Consider the following 20943-nt stretch of genomic DNA (forward strand, 5'->3'; position numbering starts at 1 on the left):
ACTTAAGAAAAACATTTCTTTGCAAATATTCACCTTTCCTATCTGCAAAGAAAAAACGCCCCTGTCATCACTTGATGACAGAGACGCTTATTTGCGCGGTTCCACTCTGAATTGAAGGACATGCCTTCCCCTTTGATGTTCAGTAACGAGAACAACTCGACTTCGCCTACTTTTTTCAGCTCAGTACTCAAAGGTGCATTTCCACATAGCGGGCTTAGACTACTTTCAGCCGATGATAGTCCTCTCTAACAAGCTCTAACTATTGTGTACTTCTCCTTCTCCACGCTTTTTTTACTAAAGCTTTACACTTTAGTTTATTCAATTCGTTACAATGTACATCCATTGTACATAAATTTTGTCAAAAATCAATAGTTCTGCTTAGTTAGCGAACTTTTCTACGCGTGCAATCGCTTTTTCTTTTCCGATTAAAGCAATGGCATTCGGTAGCTCTGGACCGTGCGTTTGACCCGTTGTCACGACACGGATTGGCATAAACAAGTTTTTCCCTTTAGCGCCTGTTTCTTTTTGCACTGCTTTAATGGCCGCCTTGATGGATTCTGCATCGAATGCATCAAGCGCTTCAAGCTGCGCCTTAAACGCTGCCATGACAGCTGGTACTGTTTCACCTGCTAATACTTCTTTTGCTTCATCATTGTATGCAATCTCTTCTGTAAAGAATAGGCTTGATAACTCCACAATTTCAGCACCATAGCTCATTTGCTCATGATAAAGGCCGATTAACTCTGCAGCCCATGCTTGTTGTTCCGCTGTTAGCTCCATTGGCAATACGCCTGCTTTTTGTAAGTGTGGTAATGCTAGTGCTACCACGTCTTCACGTGATAATTTTTTGATGTATTGGTTATTCATCCACGTAAGCTTTGTTTTATCAAACATCGATGGTGATTTCGATAAACGCTTCTCATCGAACATTGTCACAAACTCATCATGTGAGAAGATTTCCTCTTCTCCTTCTGGTGACCAGCCAAGTAATGCAAAGAAATTAAACATCGCTTCTGGTAAATAACCAAGGTCTTTATATTGGGCAACGAACTGGATAATCGTTTCATCACGTTTCGATAATTTTTTGCGCTCTTCATTTACGATTAATGTCATATGACCGTATGCTGGATATGCCCAGCCAAATGCATCAAAAATCATCATTTGCTTTGGTGTATTGGATAAATGCTCTTCCCCGCGGAATACATGTGTAATGTCCATAAAATGGTCATCTAGTACGACGGCATAGTTGTATGTTGGAATACCGTTTGCTTTTACTACTACCCAATCCCCGATGTCTTTTGATTCGAATGTAACTTCACCGCGCACTAAATCTGTAAATTTATATGTGACATCTGCTGGTACACGCATGCGAATTGTGTAAGGAATACCCGCTGCCTCTTTTGCTGCCACTTCATCTGCTGTTAAATGACGGCATTTCCCATCATACGTCGGGGCTGCTACACCATTTGCTTTTTGCGCTTCACGTGATGCTTCAAGCTCTTCTGACGTACAGAAACATTTATATGCGATACCGCGCTCTAATAACTCTTCTGCATGCTTTTTATAAATGTCTAAGCGCTCCATTTGGCGATAAGGCGCATACGGACCACCAATATCAATGGATTCATCTGGGATAATACCTAACCAACGTAAGTTATCAAGTTGAGAAGCTTCGCCGCCCTCTACATTACGCTCGATATCTGTATCTTCAATGCGGACAATAAATTTACCGTTGTGATGTTTTGCATATAAATAGTTAAATAGTGCTGTACGCGCGCCACCGATATGTAAGAAACCTGTCGGAGATGGTGCATAACGTACACGAACTTCTTTCGTCATGTGTAATTGCCTCCTCATTTTTCGTTTTGAAAACGACCGAATTTTTATCCTGTTCATTTTACCACTGTCAATTCGCAAATAAAAGTGACGCACGCCGAATTTCGTTCGACGTGCGCTCATTGATGCATATCGTTGGGAATGCCCTTATTTTTTAATAAGTAAAATCGTCGCTAGCGCCGCGATGCCTTCCTCACGTCCTGTGAAGCCAAGCTTTTCTGTCGTTGTCGCTTTCACATTCACTTGCGATGGATCAGCATTTAATAACGCCGCAATACGATTTTTCATCGGTTCAATGTAAGGCGCCATTTTCGGGCGTTGTGCAATAATTGTTGCGTCTACATTCCCTAACACATAGCCTTTGTCCTCAACGATTTTCCAAATATACTGTAAAAGCTTTGCTGAATCTGCATCCTTCCACTCAGGGTCTGTATCAGGGAAATGACGCCCGATATCCCCCTCACCAATGGCCCCTAATGCTGCATCTGTAATGGTATGTAACAATACATCGGCATCAGAATGACCAAGCAACCCGCGGTCATGTGGAATTTCAATGCCCCCTAAAATTAATGGACGTCCCTCTGCAAATGCATGAACATCGTAGCCTTGTCCTACTCGAAACATAAGTCAATATCCTCCTATAAATTAGCACGGGATTTTAAAATGGCCGCACCAAAAATTAAATCTTCCTGTGTTGTCATTTTAACATTTTCATAACTACTTTCGACGATGTGTACGTCATGGCCTAGTCGTTCTACAAGCATCGCCTCATCTGTACCAAGAAAACCAACCTTTTCTGCTACATCTTCTGCCTCTGCTAGTAAATCAAAGCGGAATGCTTGCGGTGTTTGAATCATCCAGAGCGAATCGCGGTCAACAGTCTCTTTAATGATGCCATCTCGTACAATTTTCATTGTATCCTTTGCCCGTACACCAGCAATGGCCGCCCCTTTCTCATAGGCTGTTTTGGCTAGCTCGGTAATGGTTGGTATGGTGATAAACGGACGCGCGGCATCATGTACAAGGACAATGGCTACATCCCGCATCTCCTTAATACATGAATGCACGGAATGTTGACGTTCTGCCCCACCTGTGGGTAAACCTTTTATTTTGGAAATGCCATATTCCGAGAGCAATGACTGGATAAATGCCCGCTCCTCATCCTTCACGGCAAGCCAAATCCCCGTACAATTTTCGTCCTGTTCAAACACAAGTAATGTATGAACGAGAATAGGTTTATCTACTAGTTGTAAAAATAATTTGTTTTGCCCTGCCCCCATACGCTTTCCGCTACCGGCAGCTGGCAGTACAACTTCATATTGCACATCTTCACTTCCTACTCTAATCATCTTTTGGCTTAGCAAAAATCATGCGTCCGGCCGATGTTTGTAGTACACTTGTGACCGTTACTGTAATAGCTTGACCGATATAGCTACGACCACCTTCCACAACAATCATCGTACCATCATCTAAATACGCCACACCTTGATTTTGCTCTTTACCGTCTTTAATGACCACAACTTGCATATCCTCACCAGGAATAACGACTGGTTTGACAGCATTTGCCAGATCATTAATATTTAACACTTTTACTTGATGCAATTCACATACTTTATTTAAATTAAAATCATTAGTTAAAATTTGTGCGCCCATTTTTTTCGCTAGACGGACTAGTTTTAAATCGACTTCTGCCACATCTTCAAAATCTTCCTCAACAATTAACACCTTGGATTGCCGCTCATCTTGCAGGCGCTTTAAAATATCTAACCCTCGACGACCGCGCGTACGCTTTAACGTATCGGACGAATCCGCAATATGTTGAAGCTCCGTTAAGACAAATTGCGGTACGACAAGCGTCCCCTCAATAAAGCCTGTTTCTGAAATATCTGCAATACGCCCGTCGATAATGACACTCGTATCCAACAGCTTATGTGACAGTTTCGCCTCTTGCTCTCCTTGCTTCTTTTTAGCCGATGGACCGGATTTTGTAAACAATTGCACAAACTCTTCTCGTTTATTAAAACCGACACGGAAACCTAAGTACCCTAAAATAATGGATAAAATAATTGGCGTTACTTCCGTAATCACCGGTAGCTGAATACTATTAATCGCAAAGCCAAATAACGCGGAAACACTTAACCCCATAATGAGTCCGACTGTTCCAAATAACAAATCCCCGACTGGTACCTTAGACAATACTTCCTCCATCCATGTAATCAGCCGAACAAAGTAATCGGATAAACCGAACGATAACACAAATAATAAAGTTGCGCCTAACGCTACCGAAATATAAGGGTTGTTAATCCAAGGATTAGATGATAAATGAATAAGTTCGTATAATGGCGGTAAAAAAACTAGACCTAACGCCCCTCCGATAAACAAAAACGCAACTTGAATGACCTTCTTTAACACATTTTTCACCTCCGTTCTTTCATTATACATAGTTGCCCGTTTCATAGCGACGCAAAAACCTCAGTTTCTTGGGCTATAACAGCCAAAAATTTTTTCTTGTACCTTATAACAAAATACACTCTTTTAAATCCTTATTTACTAAAAATTCGCCCTATATGTTACACAAAATATTATCGAAATCACTTTATAAGCTTTATAGTATTCACATGTTCTAGCAAAACCCTAATGGCATATAGTTACAAAAATCTTTTTGCATTACACTCTACCTATTCGAGATAAGCAACATCATAAAAGATGAGAAAATATATTGGAAAAGACAAACGAAATCAAGGTGCTAACAGCTGATCTTTCTACAGTTGGACTTTTTCGTTTAGCAATTGATACACATCAATTAAGTGTCGTGTATTTAGGATATCTCATCTTCACATTATTTATGACAATCGGAACCCTTGAAACAAATAAAGTATTATTCTTTATGTTCGTATTTAGTGATTGCTTATTTATCAGGCCTTTTATTCCACTCATTTGGCCTTATTAAAAAGCCCAAAGCAAAAAACAAGCTGTATTGCGTACAAGCTAATCCATACATATAAAGTTAAAATGCTCCCCTTTTTATGAGGCGAGCATTTTCATTTTTATAAATCATTAAAACAGGCACGTAAGCTATCAGCAATCGTCTCGACGCCGATAACTTGAATGCCTTCTGGGAAATCCCAACCGCCTAAGTTAGAAGTCGGAATAAAGGCACGTTTAAATCCGAGCTTGGCTGCCTCTTGCACACGTTGCTCAATGCGACTCACACGACGCACCTCACCCGTCAAACCCACTTCGCCGATAAAACAATCTGTTGCACGAACGGCTTGGTCTTTAAAGCTAGACACGATCGATGTCAGGACGGCTAGATCAATGGCTGGCTCATCTAGCTTGACACCACCTGCCACTTTAATATAAGCATCCTGTGCTTGCAGTAGCATCCCCATTCGCTTTTCTAACACAGCCATCAATAGTTGCACACGATTTTGGTCAACCCCTGTGGCCATACGCTTTGGATAATTAAAACTTGTCGGTGTGACAAGTGACTGCACTTCTACTAAAATCGGGCGTGTTCCTTCCATAGATGCCACAATCGTTGAACCTGGTGCCCCTTGCGAACGCTCCTGTAAAAACATCTCAGACGGATTTAATACTTCCTTTAAACCGCCATGTAACATCTCAAAAATCGCAATTTCATTCGTTGAACCAAAACGGTTTTTTTGGCTACGTAAAATACGATGGTTATGATGACGTTCCCCTTCAAAATAGAGCACGGTATCGACCATATGCTCCAAAATACGCGGCCCTGCAATTTGACCTTCCTTCGTCACGTGTCCGACAAGGAAAATCGCAATATTTTTTGTCTTGGCGATGCGCATAAGCTCTGCTGTACATTCACGTACTTGCGAAACGCTTCCTGGTGCACTCGTTACTTCCGGATGATGCACCGTTTGGATAGAATCGACGATGACAAACTTCGGCTGCACCTCTTCAATTGTTTGATGAAGAAATTCCATATTCGTTTCAGAGTAAATATACAGCTCCGGTGATTTAACTCCTAATCGCTCTGCCCGTAATTTCGTTTGGCGAACGGATTCCTCACCGGAAATATATAACACACGGTGCCCCCGATTCGATAATAACGCAGACACTTGTAGCAATAGCGTTGACTTTCCGATACCTGGATCTCCGCCGATTAATACGAGGGAGCCTGCCACAATCCCCCCACCAAGCACGCGGTTTAACTCCCCCATCTCGGTGACAATTCGCGTTTCTTCCATTGTTTCTACGTTAATAAGAGGGGTTGCCTTTTGGGTCGTCGAAACCGAATGCTGGAATGCACCGCGCGGACCTTTTGATACGATTTCCACTTCCTCCACCATCGTATTCCAGTTGCCACAACCTGGACAACGCCCCATCCACTTCGCCGACTCATAGCCGCAATCGTTACACATAAATTTCGTTTTCTTTTTTGCCATATCATTCTCCCAAGTATTTGTTCTTATATCTATTGTACAAAAAAGAGGAGGGATGTTCTATTCTGAGTACTAATTAGATTTATGCTAAAAAAGCACTCGCTTGCTAGAGCGAGTGCTGGGCATTTTAAGGTATTAAGCCTCTACAGCCTTTTCTTTTCCTCGAACTTTAAAGTCACCTTCTACGTAGTCAAATACAACAACTTGACCTGTAAGTACGTTCCCTTTTAATAGTTCCTCTGATAAGCGGTCTTCTACATGTTTTTGTAATGCACGACGAATTGGGCGGGCACCGTATTGTGGATCGTATCCTTCTTCGGCAATTTTCTTAAGTGCCGCATCTGTTAGCTCCAGTTCAATATGTTGCTCTTTTAGACGTTTTGTTAATGCATTTGCCATGAAGGACACAATTTCTTTTAAGTGATCCTTCTCTAATGAATGGAACACAATCATTTCATCAATACGGTTTAAGAATTCTGGGCGGAAGGCCTTTTTCAATTCTTCCAGCATTGTCGCTTTCATATCTTTATATTTTGAGTCTGTATCGCCCACGCTGAAGCCTAGGTTTTTTTGGTATTTTAGGGCATCTGCGCCGACGTTCGATGTCATAATCACGACTGTATTACGGAAATCGACTACACGTCCTTTAGAGTCTGTTAAGCGACCATCATCTAATACTTGTAGCAGGATGTTGAATACGTCCGGATGTGCTTTTTCAATCTCATCTAGTAAGACAACGGAGTACGGTTTGCGACGTACTTTTTCTGTTAATTGTCCGCCTTCATCGAATCCTACATAACCTGGAGGGGCACCAACTAATCGAGATGTCGAATGCTTCTCCATGTACTCGGACATATCAATGCGAATCATCGCATCTTCATCCCCAAACATGACTTCAGCAAGCGCACGGGCAAGTTCTGTTTTCCCTACACCCGTTGGCCCTAAGAAGATGAATGAACCGATTGGACGCTTCGGATCTTTTAGTCCAGCACGGGCACGACGAATGGCACGTGAAATCGCTTCAACTGCCTCTCCTTGACCAACAACACGCTTATGCAATTCTTCCTCAAGGTTTAAAAGCTTCGCAGACTCTTCTTGTGCAATCTTGGATACTGGAATTCCAGTCCACATCGCCACTACCATGGCAATATCATCTACTGTGACTTCTGATTCTTCTTTTCCTTGCTTCTCTTTCCACGCTTTTTTCGTTTGTTCAAGCTCTTCTTTTATCTTTTGCTCTGTATCACGTAATGCGGCAGCTTTTTCAAACTCTTGGCTTTGTACCGCGGCATTTTTCTCAGAGCGTACATTTTCCAGTTTATTTTCAAGCTCTTTTAAATTTGGTGGCACTGTGAATGAACGTAAGCGCACTTTCGAACCGGCTTCATCCATTAAATCAATCGCCTTATCTGGCAAGAAGCGATCTGAAATGTAGCGGTCTGATAGTTTAGCGGCAGCCTCTAATGCTTCATCTGTAATTTTGACACGATGATGTGCTTCGTAGCGATCACGTAACCCTTTCATAATTTGAATCGTTTCATCAATTGTTGGCTCATCTACTTGAATCGGTTGGAAGCGACGTTCTAAAGCGGCATCCTTTTCGATATATTTACGGTACTCATCCAGTGTCGTTGCACCAATACATTGTAATTCCCCACGTGCAAGCGATGGTTTTAAAATGTTCGATGCGTCAATCGCACCTTCCGCTCCACCTGCACCAATTAATGTGTGTAGCTCATCGATAAATAGAATGATATTCCCTGCTTGACGAATTTCATCCATGACCTTTTTCAAACGGTCCTCAAACTCACCACGGTATTTTGTACCCGCGACAACCGTTCCCATATCGAGTGTCATAACACGCTTATCACGTAATGTTTCGGGCACTTCATTGTTCACGATTTGTTGTGCTAAGCCTTCTGCAATCGCTGTTTTACCCACACCCGGCTCCCCGATTAACACCGGGTTGTTCTTCGTACGACGAGATAATACTTCTACGACACGTGTAATTTCTTTTGAACGACCAATTACTGGATCCAGTGCCCCTTCACGCGCAATCGCTGTTAAATCGCGCGCTAGACCGTCCAGCGTTGGTGTATTAGCTGCTTGGCTTTGCGCTTGATTACCTGAGGCATTTGTATCGTTATTGCCAAGTAATAATAATACTTGTTGGCGCGCTTTGTTTAAACTAACGCCTGTATTCGCTAATACGCGTGCCGCTACCCCTTCTCCTTCACGAATTAAGGCTAATAAAATATGTTCTGTTCCGATATAAGAGTGGCCTAATTTACGTGATTCATCGACTGAAAGTTCAATGACTTTTTTCGCACGTGGTGTGTAATGCACAATCGGACCGACATTTTCTTTCCCTTTCCCAACGAGTTCCTCAATACCTGATTCAATCATTTGAGGGCTAATATCAATCGCTTCTAATGCTTTGGCCGCAATGCCACCACCTTCACGGATAAGACCAAGTAAAATATGCTCTGTTCCAATCGACTCGTGTTTCCAACGAATCGCTTCTTCCTGCGCTAATTGTAAAACTTTTTGTGCACGCTGCGTAAAACGATTAAACATCATACAAATCCTCTCCCTTTCCATTTGTAGGCTCATTTCGACGATGTGTTGCTAATTTTTCTTGCAGTAATTTCGAGCGGAAAATATCACGCTCGGTCGTTTGCAATGTTGTACCAGCATATTGCTGTATAAAACCAGGTTGAATGAGTAACATGCATTCATTCAATTGATTAAGTGAAATATCTGAAATTAGTTGTAAGCCGACTGCTAAGCGGACATTGGATAAACAAGATGCCGCTTCCTCACTCGATAATATACGCGCATACATTAATGTACCGAGCGAACGATACAGTCGATCCTCCAATGCAATAGGCGCGCGAGCAAATAGTTGTTTTCTTGCCTCATGTTCTTTTTGAATAATTTGTTCCACTACATTTTGTAAATCATCTAAAATATCACGCTCTGATTTTCCAAGTGTAATTTGATTAGAAATCTGATAAATGTTACCTAGATTTTCACTACCTTCGCCATATATCCCCCGTACGACCATTCCTAACCTTGCCATTGTTTGAATTAACACATTCATACGTTTTGTCATCGTTAATGCTGGTAAATGCATCATCACAGAGGCACGTAGACCCGTACCAACGTTTGTTGGACAGCTTGTGAGAAAACCTAGTTGCCCATCGTATGCATACATGAGCTGCCCTTCTAAGTATTGATCGAGCTCATTTGCCTGGGTATATGTTTCATGTAGTTGCAACCCCGCTGCTAAGCATTGTATACGAATATGGTCCTCTTCATTCACCATAACACTCATTGATTCATCTTCTGTTAAAAAAACGGACGCTGTTTTTTCACAATTAGCTAGGTACGGACTAATTAAATGCTTCTCAACAAGCACTTGTCGTTGTAAGGTTGGCATTTCTTTCATCGGAAAATATGAAAACCTTCTCCCCTCATTGCGAATAGACAGAAGGGCTTGTAACACGGTGTCGTCTATTTGTTTTGCATCCTCTTCTGAAAAACTAGCAGGAAAACGGGTATCCCTTAAATTTCGAGCAAGGCGTATTCTCGTACTAATCACAATATCTGCATGTTCATCCGTTGCTTCAATCCAAGGTGGTAACGTACGTTTTAAAAAATGCTCTATATTCATGATGTCTCCCCACCTCCAACATGTAGCTTCTGTTCGATTGCACGCACCTCATCACGCAGCCTAGCTGCATCTTCAAAGCGCTCCTCTGCAATCGCTTGTTGCATTTGTTGGCGAATGAGTTCAATTTGTTTTTGATAGTTGATAAATTGATATTCTTCCGTTTGCTTTTTACCGATATGCTTTACATCCGCTTGCAAACGTTTGAGAACTTGTGGTAATTGATCACGAAATGTGTGGTAACACTGTGCACAGCCAAATTTACCGACTTTCAAGAATTGCCTGTACGTAAAGCCACAGGATGGGCAAGTACCTTGTTGCTTCTTTGGTTGCGTTTCTTCCTGCACTTTGCTTTTCCATTTCGGTAAGCTAAACCAATCTGACATGAGCTGATGAATCGATACAGGCTCCTCTTGTATTTCAACTTGAAACGGATGAAATTTCCCTGCACATATTTCACAATAATGGCGCTCCAATTTAGTACCATTTTTTATTTGTGTTATGGTCACAGTAGCATGTCGCTGCTTACAATGCTCACAAATCATGTTCTGTCACCCCTTTCAAATTTCAACGTTATTAACATTGCCTTTAAAATACGTGCGCGAATCTCATCTCGCATCGGTAACGGCATTTGTAAAGTGTTACGATCCATCGCTGCAAGCATTAGCTTTGCCTCTCTTTTGGATAGTATCTCTTCATCAATTAAACGATACACGATATGCTCTGCTGCCACTTGGGGTGCATTCGCATCAATTTGTCTTAGCATCTCATCAAATAATGCCTGCTTTGAATGCGATTCAACACGTAAAATACGAATATATCCGCCACCACCGCGCTTACTCTCGACCAAATAACCGCGCTCTGCTGTAAATCTTGTATTAATAACGTAATTTATTTGCGACGGCACACATTGAAACTTATCTGCCAACTCACTACGTTTTACTTCAATATGTCCCTGTCCTTCTAATTCGATAATTTGCTTTAAATAACCTTCAATAATGTCTGAGATATTCCTCATGTTTATGCTCACCCCAGTTCATTTACTGACTTTGACTATCTTTGACTTTATTATAAAAATCACAAAATTGTTTTGCAAATAAAAAGTCTACCCTTTTGAAGGCTCTTCACCAAAACGTGTACTTGACTGCACATTCCGTTACGGCGGGCGCTTTCCGCGGGCGAGGTCAAGCCTCCTCGTCGCTCATTCTTCGCTACTCCTGTCGCTACGCTTTCGTCGCAAATAAATTTCCTGCGGGGTCTCGACTATCTCGCTTTTCCCGCTGGAAGCTTTGCTCTGTAGCGAAAGGCGTATGCCGTCAGCTACACTCGCCGCCCTTCACTCCATGTGCTTTTAGAATCCTACATTTTTTAATCAAGAACATATTTTGATATTGAACCCTTTTGAGAAAATAAAAAAACGGCAAAATCTTTGTTATTAAAGACTTTGCCGTTTTGCCTATGAATTATACCCAACGACCAACAATTGGATAATCCCAATGTGAATCGTTTAACGCTTTTACAATACCGATAATTGGAACAACGAGTAACATTAACCCGAAAACAATTAAAAACGGAAGACCAATTAAGATAAAAGAGAAGATAATTGAAACCGTTGTTAATACCCACATCACACCTTGGAATAATAGCGCCTGAATAGATAAGCGCTTGATCTGATCGTCTGAACTAATTAAAAAGAATAGAATCGGTACAAGCACCGGCGCAAAGAATGCACTAGCATGAATCAATACTTTCGACCACTTTTCTTCCATTCGATATAACCTCCCTTGTCGAACATTTCCTTATAGTACATATACGCATGAAGCGCAAATTAGTTTCAAAAAATAAAACAACCACCTTATTATTTTAAGATGGCTATAAACATTTATTTATATGGTCCGACATCATCTGGGTTATCTCCGTCCTGCGGAAATAGCAAATATGAGATAATAGCTGTAAAGATGGTTGCGCTTAGCAATATTAAAAACTTGTCCTTCGATGCAACCTCTTCATAACGATTGAATAGCATAAATGTAGAAGCAACTGCGACGATTACTGTTATCGGTATAACAAATTTTAAACGCTTTTTATGAAATTTCATTGTAAACTTCCTTTACATTTTTTTTACTATCTATCATTTTAACTTGTTTAATTCTGAAGTACAAACACTTGCTTATTTCTATTATCTGTAACAAAATTTTCAGAAGAACTATAGAAATTTTATACATAATGCAGACAAAAAGTTCAATTTAATAGTAAAATTACATAATAAAGAGTGACGATATAATCTTATGAATATATAGAGAATGGGGAATGGCGATGATTAACTTTTTTAACAAGTCACGCGAAAAAGCAAAAGCAACATTTTTCCAAGTAGAGAAATATACCCAACAGGTAGAATTAAGTCTTTCTGCTTATCCAGAATTAATGAAACAGTTACAATTACTGAATTTAACGAAAAAGGACTTAGCGATTTTAAAGCAACTACAACCTTATGCCCAAGATTTCATTCCTTTAATGGTCAATCAGTTTTATCATGCCATTAGCCAAAGCGAAGCACTTCTGGCCATTATTAATCGGTCAACACGTATCGACAAATTAAAAATAACGCTTCACAAACATTTATCCGATATTTTTAATGGAAAAATTGATAGCGCATACATTGAAGAACGAAAAGTGATTGCACATGCCCATGTTCGTATTGGGCTAAAATCTAAATGGTACTTAGCATCATTTCAATCACTGATGACGACTTTCATCGAGTTTATCGAAACATTAAACTTATCTACGCATGAAACAGCCCTAGCTATTAATGCATTTTCAAAAATTATTAACTTTGAACAGCAACTTGTTATCGAAGCTTATGAACAGGAAGAGGAACGCATCCGTACACAAGCAGAAGAAGTAAAATTACATTTAATTAATACCATTCAACGTACAGCACAGGAATTAAATGTGATTAGTGTTGACACAACGTCTTCTCTGGAAGCAATCGCAGTGCAAACAGATGAAATTGCTGCCGCTACACATCAAGGCTTAGATTTCGTAGAAGAAACCGAAAGTAAATCAAATCTTGGCAAAAAGCATTTAGCTACACAAACAGACTTAATGGATACGATTTTAGAGCGTGTCGATATATTAGAATCTTCAATGGATGAACTACGCATATCATCGCAAAAAATCTCAGATATTGTAGGGCTCGTAACAGGTATTGCCGATCAAACAAACTTGCTCGCATTAAATGCTTCCATTGAAGCAGCCCGCGCAGGTGAACAAGGGAAAGGATTTGCAGTCGTAGCAAATGAAGTGAGAAAGCTGGCGGAAGAAACAAAAACCGCCGTCCAAAACGTATCGATACTAATTAAAGAAACGGAGAATAATATTGTGAGCATGGCGGATGCCGTGAACAGTGTAGACTCTCAAGTAAAAGTGAGTGTCGAAACACAGCATGAGTTAACCGAATCCTTCAGTGCAATTGCTGAAGCTGTATCAGGAATTCGCACACAATATATGAGTACGTCAGAAGATATTCAAAACATTTCGAACTATATTACTGAATTATCACAAGGCGCAAATCATGTTTCATCATCCTCTGACCAATTAATTGCCGTTGTTACCGAACTTTCGGCAGAATGAGTATGTATACCACCTAGCTAAGAGGGCACACAGAAAGCTTTATTTTCTGTGTGCCCTCTTTTATTAGCGGTGTTTCACTTCACGCTTCATTTTACGATGTTCGCGACGCATCGGGCCTGTTTCGAAAAGTCTACGTTCGGTTTCGGTTTCTGGGTAAATTTCTGGCACTTCACGTGGTTTACCTTGTTCATCAATCGCCACCATTGTCACGAATGATTCCGTTGTCAAACGTTCTGCACCTGATTTTAAATCTCGGCAAATCACACGTACGTATACTTCCATTGATGACCGCCCTGTACACGTTACAACAGACTCCAACTCTAATACATCCCCTGCATAAGCAGACGATACGAAGTCTACTGAGTCAATGGATGCGGTGACGACCTCTCCTTTTGAATGCTTCATTGCAGCGAGAGCAGCAATTTCATCAATATATCGCAATACTTGGCCACCAAAAATAGATTGATGATGGTTGGTGTCGGACGGCATAATTAAACGTGTTTGATGTGTGCGTGAATAGCTCATTGGCACAGTGTTTCCCATAATTCTGCACTCCCTAAAAGATGATAATTTAACTGTAACACTTTAAAAACACCGCGTTCAAATACTTTTCCAAAATAACAAACCCCTGTATTAAATTACGTTAAAAAGTTGTTTTAATTGTGATAAACTTCAAATTCGTCATTTCGTCTATAGCATATTTTACCCCTTCTTTACCGTATCCACTCATTTTTACACCACCATACGGCATATGGTCTACACGGAATGTCGGAATATCATTAATCATCACTGCACCAGCCTCTAACTCGTCTGCCGCATACATGGCATCTGTTAATACATTTGTATAAATCCCTGCATTTAAGCCTAGTTCCGATTCATTTACAAGTGCAATTGCTTTGGTCAATGTTTCATATGAAACAATCGAAACAATTGGGGCAAATGTTTCTTCACATACGATTTTCATTTGTGCTGTTACATTCGTCACGACGGTAGGGGATAACGTACGCTCCGTAAATTCTGCTCCTGTTGCGATAACGGCTCCTTGTATTTTTGCCTCTTCTATCCAAGCCTTTATCCGCTCTACCTCGTTTGGATGAATCATTGCACTAACATCGGTATTTGCATCTAGCGGATCCCCTACACGTAGCTTTTTCGTTTCCATAACAAATTGACGCACAAACTCATCGTAAATGGACGTATGCACGTAAATACGCTGCAACGATATACATACTTGTCCTGCAAATCCAAAAGCCCCACTGACTGCACGTGAAACAATCTTCTCAATTGGCGCAGATGGCTCCACAATCACAGCGGCATTTGATCCTAGCTCTAGTGTGATTTTACGTAAACCTACTTTTTCTTTTAGCTTTAATCCGACTACTCCACTACCTGTAAACGTCACTTTTTTGACATGTGGATGCGCAACAAGCGTATCGCTCAGCTCCCCACCTGAACCTGTCACAATTTGCAAGCAGCCGTCTGGTAAACCTGCTTCTTTAAAAATGTCGGCCATGATGATTGCACTAAGAGGTGTTTGTGTTGCTGGTTTTAATACAACCGTATTCCCGACCGCAAAAGCAGGGCCTAATTTATGGGCAACTAAATTGAATGGAAAATTAAACGGTGTAATCGCACTGACGACACCAAGCGGAATGCGTTTTGTATAGCCAATACGATCTGTAATACCGGGTGCAGCATCCATCGGTACTGTTTCACCTGTTGATTGCTTAGCGGCCTCTGCTGAAAACTGATACGTCGCAATTGTCCGGTCTATCTCAGCTACCCCTGCTGAAATCGGTTTTGCTGCTTCTTTTGCTAAAATTTCTGCTAGCTCCTGTTTACGCTTACGCATAATGTCTACCACTTTATATAATATTTCCGCCCGTTCATACGCTGTTGTTTTCTTAAATACTTGAAATGCTTCATGTGCCCCTTCAATAGCACGTTCCACATCTTGACTGTTTGCCTTAGCTACTTTTGCGATCATTTCACCAGAATAAGGTGATGTTAACTCATATGTGCTTTGTGCTTGTTCCCATTGTCCATTAATCCATAATTTTGTCTCTTGCATAAAAGACACCTCCATTAAAAGTTCAAGTTGATATCCAGTAAATCGGTTAATCCATCTATAAAATGAAATGAAAAATAAAGTAAACCATCACTAAATTGAAGCAAATCGGCCCAACTTGTCATTTGAGTCGTATGAATGGCCTGCTGTACCTCTGCATAATCAAAAACAAGCTTTTGAATTGCAATAATTAATCCTAGCTCTTTGACACCGTTTGTGACTCTAGAGCTCCTTAACTGTTGCTCCAGTTTTACAATTTCCTCTACTAGCTGTAAATCCGTAGCTGTTAAAGCGAGTAGCCCGATAAATGGATAATGTATTTTTTTCACTTGTACACCGCGATGCTCAAATTCTATTTTTAATTGAGCGACATAATCGACAAGCTCTTTATGCTCGTGCACATCAAAAAACATTAAAATTTGTGTTAATGATTGCAGTGCATCACTTAGTTTAAATCCTCGTTCACGTAGACTCTTAAAATAATGATTCATCGTCTGGGCGTGTGCTGATGCACTTTCGGTATTATTTGCTGTTAGCAGAATGGCAAACGGAAAATCGCTTTTTCTTGTTAACATAGGATGGTATTTATTCATCTCGTCATACAGCTTCTTCGCGCGCATGCCATGTGCTACATCCTTTACAAAAAAGGCACTCACCATTCGGTATAAAGAGCGACTAAAACCACATTCGGCTAATAGGCGATCGTTCTTATTTAATTGTGCTAGATGCTCCTTTACATTCCCTTTCAATACTAAATCTGCAGCTATCTTATATTGCAAACGAATGTCACTACCATATGTACTAAACACATTAATAGACTCATTACATGCCAACTGATCAATGATCGCTTGATGCTCTAACCCACTATAAGTACGACCTGCATACGTATATTGAGCAGCTAAAGAGATCACAATCTGCAAGTCTGGCTGTCCACCTGTGTAGTTAAATACCTTGTCATAATTCGTTTCTAGTTTCTGAATAAAGTGTGTATACATATGGACTACCACTCCTTTACTTTATTGTACGCCTTTTCAAGCTACTTTGTTTTAGAAAATATACTTTAAATCATTTCCTATAAAAATAAGTGCAGGTAAAGCCCAAATAGACTTTACCTACACTCATTTATTCACGTGAAAGCTTTTCTAGTTCTTCTGTTGTAAAAGCACGGGACCGCGTTAAAAAACGCTTCCCCTCTACGCCTTCTAGCGAAAACATGCCGCCTCTCCCATCTACCACATCAATAATGAGCTGTGTATGCTTCCAATACTCAAATTGGTTTTTATGCATGTAAAATGGACTGTCGCCAATTTCACCGAGCCGTACATCCTGATCTCCTAATAGCAAGTCCCCTTGCTCATAGCACATCGGGGCAGACCCGTCACAACACCCTCCTGACTGATGAAACATAATAGGACCGTGGCGTTGTTTCAATAATTCAATTAGTTCGAGTGCCGCATCCGTTGCTATCACGCGCTCCGTCATGCTCGCACCTCCCCTCGCTTAGAAGAAGCCTAATTTATTTGGATTGTAGCTCACGAGTAAATTTTTCGTTTGTTGATAGTGACTTAACATCATTTTGTGGTTTTCACGACCAACACCTGACATCTTGTAACCACCAAATGCAGCATGTGCTGGATATTGGTGATAACAGTTTGTCCATACACGCCCTGCTTGAATACTACGACCGAAGCGATAAGCTGTATTCATATCACGTGTCCAAACACCTGCACCTAATCCGTACAATGTATCATTAGCAATCTCAAGAGCTTCTTCTGGTGTTTTAAATGTCGTCACCGATACAACTGGACCAAAGATTTCCTCTTGGAAAATACGCATCTTATTATGTCCTTTGAAAATGGTCGGTTTAATATAGTAACCATCTGACAATTCACTGCCTAGGTTGTTTTTCTCCCCGCCAATGAGACATTCTGCCCCTTCTTGCTTACCAATATCTAAATACGATAAAATTTTCTCCATTTGCTCGCTAGACGCTTGCGCACCCATCATCGTATTTGGATCAAGTGGGTTTCCTGTTTGAATGGCTTCCACACGTTGAAGTACGCGCTCCATAAATTTATCGTAAATCGACTCTTGAATGAGTGCACGTGAAGGACATGTACACACTTCGCCTTGGTTTAACGCAAATAATACAAAGCCTTCTACCGCTTTATCTAAAAATTCATCGTCATATGCCATGACATCTTCAAAGAAAATATTCGGTGATTTACCACCTAATTCTAGTGTTACAGGGATTAAGTTTTGAGACGCATATTGCATAATTAAGCGTCCTGTCGTCGTTTCTCCTGTAAATGCTACTTTACCGATACGTGGACTTTGGGCTAATGGTTTACCTGCTTCTAAGCCGAAGCCATTGACAATATTTAATACACCAGGCGGTAACAAATCTTCAATGAGTTCCATTAATACTAGAATCGAAACAGGCGTTTGCTCAGCTGGCTTTAACACAACACAATTTCCTGCTGCTAGGGCTGGTGCAAGCTTCCAAACAGCCATTAGCAATGGGAAGTTCCAAGGAATAATTTGTCCAACTACACCAATTGGTTCATGGAAATGATACGCAACTGTATTGTCATCAATTTGGCTCAGTGCGCCTTCTTGTGCACGAACGGCACCCGCAAAATAACGGAAATGATCAATCGCAAGCGGTAAATCCGCATTTAACGTTTCACGTACGGCTTTCCCGTTATCCCATGACTCAGCAATTGCTAGCGTTTCAAGATTTTGTTCAATACGATCAGCGATTTTCAGTAAAATATTGCTACGCTCTGTAGCGGATGTTTTGCCCCATGCCTCTTTTGCTTCATGTGCTGCATCTAGCGCTAATTCAATATCTTCTGCTGTTGAACGTGCTGCTTGTGTGAACACTTTCCCTGTAACAGGCGTTACATTCTCGAAGTATTGCCCTTTTACAGGTGGCGTCCATTTACCACCAATATAATTGTCGTAACGCTCCTTGAAATTGACTAACGCCCCTTCTGTGTTTGGAAATGCATAAACCATTGAAAAATCGCCCCTTTGCTTAAATGTATTCGTTAAATACCTGCTCAGTGCTGCCATCCCTATATAACTATGAAAGGTATTTCCAATTACTATATTGTCAGAAAAGGGAAATAATTTCAACGGTTAAGTTTCAATTTTCTAAATTTACTGATAATATTATTGTGATATATTGTTAATAAACAGACAGCGCGCTGTTATACATAAAATAACGCTGATATTGTATACTGAAACTATTCTAACGAGTAGGGGAAAAAATATGCGTATCAATAAATTTTTAGCAGAAACAGGCATCATCTCTCGCCGAGGTGCTGATAAATGGATTGAAGAAAATCGCGTTACAATTAACGGCGAACTAGCAACAGTCGGTAGTAAAGTAGAAGAAGGCGATCTCGTGTGTGTAGATGGCAAGCCCGTCCAAAAAGAAGAACAGCTTGTATATATCGTACTCAATAAACCCGTAGGCATTACGAGTACTACGGAAAAACATATTAAAGGCAATGTAGTGGACTTTGTGAATCATCCATTGCGTATTTTCCATATTGGACGTCTTGATAAAGATTCAGAAGGCTTGCTCCTCCTCACTAATGACGGTGATATTGTCAATGAGATTTTACGTGCAGAAAATCATCATGAAAAAGAATATGTGGTGCAAGTCGATCAACCGATTACAGCACAATTCTTAACACAAATGGCTGCTGGTGTAGAAATTTTAGATACGGTCACACTGCCATGTCGCGTCGAAAAAGTATCCAGTCATGTGTTCAAAATTATTTTAGAGCAAGGGTTAAACAGACAGATCCGCCGCATGTGTTCAGCGCTCGGGTATTCGGTCAAACGACTACAACGTATTCGTATTATGAACATCCATTTAGGTAATCTAAAAGTAGGGCAATGGCGTGATTTAACAGAGAAAGAGCGGACAGAGCTGTTTAAACTATTAAATTATAAGCAGTAGCTGTCTACGTTCAAGCTACTAGCAAGGGGGAAATGGGCGTTATGTTAACAATTCAACCAACAGAACTACTCACCGGTTTTCGCATTAGTGGGGACTACTGGGATATCGATGCATTGCTCCGTGCTATTTACGATGTCACCGGGGAAGAAAACCGCTATCTTGATTTTCAAGGGGCACGGAATCGTATTTTAGGTGTTTGTTTAGAGCTACGGAATGCGATAAAAGGGGAGCATCATATAGAATTTATCGCTAACGGTATACATAAAGGGTTAGAAAAAGAAAAGGCCATCCTTGCGCCTACTAAAAATATTTATTTTGCTGTAGACATTTTAATACCAGAGCTACTGTTTACCACAATTGCGTTAAATGATTTTATCCGTTTATATCAAGAAATGGTCGACCCAACGATGTGGAATATGTCGATTGTAACGATTCGTCAATTTCAAGGTGCCGTCGCGACAGCACTAGAACAACTAATAGAAGACGAGCATTATCTTGTATTTCTGCAAATGCTCCATGCAAAGCAAACCTTTTACTTCCGTTACGCAACACAGTATGTGGACCTCTTAAATGTAGAGTACTTAAAACTTTCTCGTCAAGAACGGGAGGAGCGAATAGCTGCGTACGCGCTTCGCCTCTTAATGGAAGACGAAGAGTATACCGCATTAAAAGAACAACTACTAGCAACCGCCAGTGTAACGAAACACGTCATTCATGAATTAAATCTTACACTCAAGTATCCTGAAACGATAGATTGGTAGTTAGTTAAAATAATATATTCTACATATAAATAACCGCGTTCATCACTTCATGAACGCGGTTTTCTTTTTCGCTATTTGTTACAGCTGTTCATACGCCATTTTACGGATTACCGCTGCATGTTGAGGATACGCTTGCAGCAGTTCTTCCTGTGTAAATAATTCAAAGTCTGCATAGTCAAAGCCTGGCGCTACCATGCATCCAACTAAACTAAATGTCTGCGGTTCATCGACAGAGGAGCCAAAAATCGTATATTTTGGTACAAGGATTTGGGGCTGTTCGCCTGCCTCAATATTTAATCCTAGTTTTTTTGCCTCATACGTACCATCTGGGTAAATCATATGCACCGTTAGCGAACTACCTGCATGGTAATACCATAGTTCATCTGACTGCAATCGATGTAAGTGTGAAATATCGCTCGAACGTAGTAAAAAGTAGATGCTTGTATAAACTGGTCGCTCACCCGTTGCTGTGTTGACAAGCTCCTTACCAGCAAAAGTAGAGCTATAAAAGCCACCTTCCGCATGTTGCTGTAATCCTAATTTTTCAATGAAGTATTGTGCTGCTTTCATGTGTA

General features: G+C 40.7%; 20 protein-coding genes, 1 pseudogene and 1 other annotated feature. Of the genes and pseudogenes, 4 read left to right on the plus strand and 17 right to left on the minus strand.

What is annotated here, in order from left to right:
- Nucleotides 1–76: 76 nt before the first annotated feature.
- Nucleotides 77–292 (minus strand) — a binding site (T-box leader).
- An 86-nt stretch (nucleotides 293–378) separates the two neighbouring features.
- From gltX to AAGS61_RS16675, 4 genes are all read right to left on the minus strand, one after another.
- Nucleotides 379–1839 (minus strand): glutamate--tRNA ligase, encoded by a 1461-nt coding sequence (gltX, locus tag AAGS61_RS16660; protein ID WP_391374388.1) that lies wholly within the window; start codon nucleotides 1837–1839, stop codon nucleotides 379–381.
- Nucleotides 1840–1983: 144 nt separating this feature from the next.
- On the minus strand, nucleotides 1984–2460 hold the full coding sequence (gene ispF, locus AAGS61_RS16665; RefSeq protein ID WP_391374391.1) for a 2-C-methyl-D-erythritol 2,4-cyclodiphosphate synthase: 477 nt from the start codon (nucleotides 2458–2460) through the stop codon (nucleotides 1984–1986).
- Nucleotides 2461–2474: 14 nt separating this feature from the next.
- Nucleotides 2475–3161 carry a 2-C-methyl-D-erythritol 4-phosphate cytidylyltransferase gene (gene ispD, locus AAGS61_RS16670; RefSeq protein ID WP_391374393.1) on the minus strand — a complete coding sequence of 229 codons (687 nt, stop codon included), beginning with the start codon at nucleotides 3159–3161 and terminating at the stop codon, nucleotides 2475–2477.
- A gap of 16 nt (nucleotides 3162–3177) precedes the next feature.
- The gene (locus AAGS61_RS16675) at nucleotides 3178–4248 is read right to left on the minus strand and encodes a PIN/TRAM domain-containing protein (RefSeq protein ID WP_391374396.1); all 1071 of its coding nucleotides are present in this window, start codon (nucleotides 4246–4248) and stop codon (nucleotides 3178–3180) included.
- Between the two features lie 373 nt (nucleotides 4249–4621).
- Here AAGS61_RS16675 and AAGS61_RS20920 point away from each other — a divergent pair.
- A pseudogene (locus AAGS61_RS20920) lies at nucleotides 4622–4753 on the plus strand (acetate uptake transporter); the annotation flags it as partial.
- 130 nt (nucleotides 4754–4883) lie between these two features.
- Here AAGS61_RS20920 and radA read toward each other — a convergent pair.
- From radA to AAGS61_RS16715, 7 genes are all read right to left on the minus strand, one after another.
- Nucleotides 4884–6260 carry a DNA repair protein RadA gene (gene radA / locus AAGS61_RS16685; protein ID WP_391374399.1) on the minus strand — a complete coding sequence of 459 codons (1377 nt, stop codon included), beginning with the start codon at nucleotides 6258–6260 and terminating at the stop codon, nucleotides 4884–4886.
- A gap of 132 nt (nucleotides 6261–6392) precedes the next feature.
- Complete coding sequence (locus AAGS61_RS16690) at nucleotides 6393–8837, minus strand: ATP-dependent Clp protease ATP-binding subunit (protein ID WP_391374402.1); 2445 nt, start codon at nucleotides 8835–8837, stop codon at nucleotides 6393–6395.
- Nucleotides 8827–9933: a protein arginine kinase gene (locus tag AAGS61_RS16695; protein ID WP_391374405.1), complete on the minus strand. Its 1107-nt coding sequence runs from the start codon at nucleotides 9931–9933 to the stop codon at nucleotides 8827–8829. The genes AAGS61_RS16690 and AAGS61_RS16695 overlap by 11 nt, the downstream gene beginning before the upstream one ends.
- Nucleotides 9930–10475, minus strand: coding sequence for a UvrB/UvrC motif-containing protein (locus tag AAGS61_RS16700; RefSeq protein ID WP_391374408.1), 546 nt, complete (start codon nucleotides 10473–10475; stop codon nucleotides 9930–9932). Before AAGS61_RS16700 ends, AAGS61_RS16695 begins: the two co-directional genes overlap by 4 nt.
- Complete coding sequence (locus tag AAGS61_RS16705) at nucleotides 10472–10948, minus strand: CtsR family transcriptional regulator (protein WP_391374410.1); 477 nt, start codon at nucleotides 10946–10948, stop codon at nucleotides 10472–10474. The genes AAGS61_RS16700 and AAGS61_RS16705 overlap by 4 nt, the downstream gene beginning before the upstream one ends.
- A 445-nt stretch (nucleotides 10949–11393) precedes the next feature.
- Nucleotides 11394–11699 carry a DUF4870 domain-containing protein gene (locus AAGS61_RS16710; protein WP_391374413.1) on the minus strand — a complete coding sequence of 102 codons (306 nt, stop codon included), beginning with the start codon at nucleotides 11697–11699 and terminating at the stop codon, nucleotides 11394–11396.
- Between the two features lie 113 nt (nucleotides 11700–11812).
- A complete protein-coding gene (locus AAGS61_RS16715) occupies nucleotides 11813–12028 on the minus strand; it encodes an acyltransferase (RefSeq protein WP_391374416.1) in 216 nt (71 codons plus the stop codon).
- A gap of 218 nt (nucleotides 12029–12246) precedes the next feature.
- Between AAGS61_RS16715 and AAGS61_RS16720 the strand changes: the two genes are divergently transcribed.
- Nucleotides 12247–13563 carry a globin-coupled sensor protein gene (locus tag AAGS61_RS16720; RefSeq protein ID WP_391374419.1) on the plus strand — a complete coding sequence of 439 codons (1317 nt, stop codon included), beginning with the start codon at nucleotides 12247–12249 and terminating at the stop codon, nucleotides 13561–13563.
- Nucleotides 13564–13626: 63 nt separating this feature from the next.
- Here the strand turns inward: AAGS61_RS16720 and AAGS61_RS16725 are convergent, their stop codons facing one another.
- The 5 genes from AAGS61_RS16725 to adh form a co-directional block, all read right to left on the minus strand.
- Complete coding sequence (locus AAGS61_RS16725) at nucleotides 13627–14106, minus strand: acyl-CoA thioesterase (RefSeq protein WP_391374421.1); 480 nt, start codon at nucleotides 14104–14106, stop codon at nucleotides 13627–13629.
- A 100-nt stretch (nucleotides 14107–14206) separates the two neighbouring features.
- Nucleotides 14207–15634, minus strand: a complete 1428-nt coding sequence (locus tag AAGS61_RS16730) for an aldehyde dehydrogenase family protein (protein ID WP_391374424.1) — start codon at nucleotides 15632–15634, stop codon at nucleotides 14207–14209.
- A 14-nt stretch (nucleotides 15635–15648) separates the two neighbouring features.
- On the minus strand, nucleotides 15649–16626 hold the full coding sequence (locus AAGS61_RS16735) for a DUF4003 family protein (protein WP_391374427.1): 978 nt from the start codon (nucleotides 16624–16626) through the stop codon (nucleotides 15649–15651).
- 127 nt (nucleotides 16627–16753) lie between these two features.
- Entirely contained in the window at nucleotides 16754–17113 is a 360-nt protein-coding gene (locus AAGS61_RS16740) for a DUF779 domain-containing protein (RefSeq protein WP_391374429.1), read from the minus strand.
- 18 nt (nucleotides 17114–17131) lie between these two features.
- Complete coding sequence (gene adh / locus AAGS61_RS16745; RefSeq protein ID WP_391374432.1) at nucleotides 17132–18652, minus strand: aldehyde dehydrogenase; 1521 nt, start codon at nucleotides 18650–18652, stop codon at nucleotides 17132–17134.
- 256 nt (nucleotides 18653–18908) lie between these two features.
- Between adh and rluF the strand changes: the two genes are divergently transcribed.
- On the plus strand, nucleotides 18909–19607 hold the full coding sequence (gene rluF / locus AAGS61_RS16750; RefSeq protein ID WP_391374435.1) for a 23S rRNA pseudouridine(2604) synthase RluF: 699 nt from the start codon (nucleotides 18909–18911) through the stop codon (nucleotides 19605–19607).
- A 41-nt stretch (nucleotides 19608–19648) separates the two neighbouring features.
- Entirely contained in the window at nucleotides 19649–20368 is a 720-nt protein-coding gene (locus AAGS61_RS16755; RefSeq protein WP_391374437.1) for a DUF6904 family protein, read from the plus strand.
- Between the two features lie 78 nt (nucleotides 20369–20446).
- On the opposite strand, the gene AAGS61_RS16760 is transcribed toward AAGS61_RS16755, so the two are convergent.
- Nucleotides 20447–20938 carry a cupin domain-containing protein gene (locus AAGS61_RS16760; RefSeq protein WP_391374440.1) on the minus strand — a complete coding sequence of 164 codons (492 nt, stop codon included), beginning with the start codon at nucleotides 20936–20938 and terminating at the stop codon, nucleotides 20447–20449.
- Between the last annotated feature and the right edge of the window lie 5 nt (nucleotides 20939–20943).

It is taken from the genome of Lysinibacillus sp. KU-BSD001 (assembly GCF_042920265.1).
Taxonomy (GTDB): Bacteria; Bacillota; Bacilli; order Bacillales_A; family Planococcaceae; genus Lysinibacillus_B.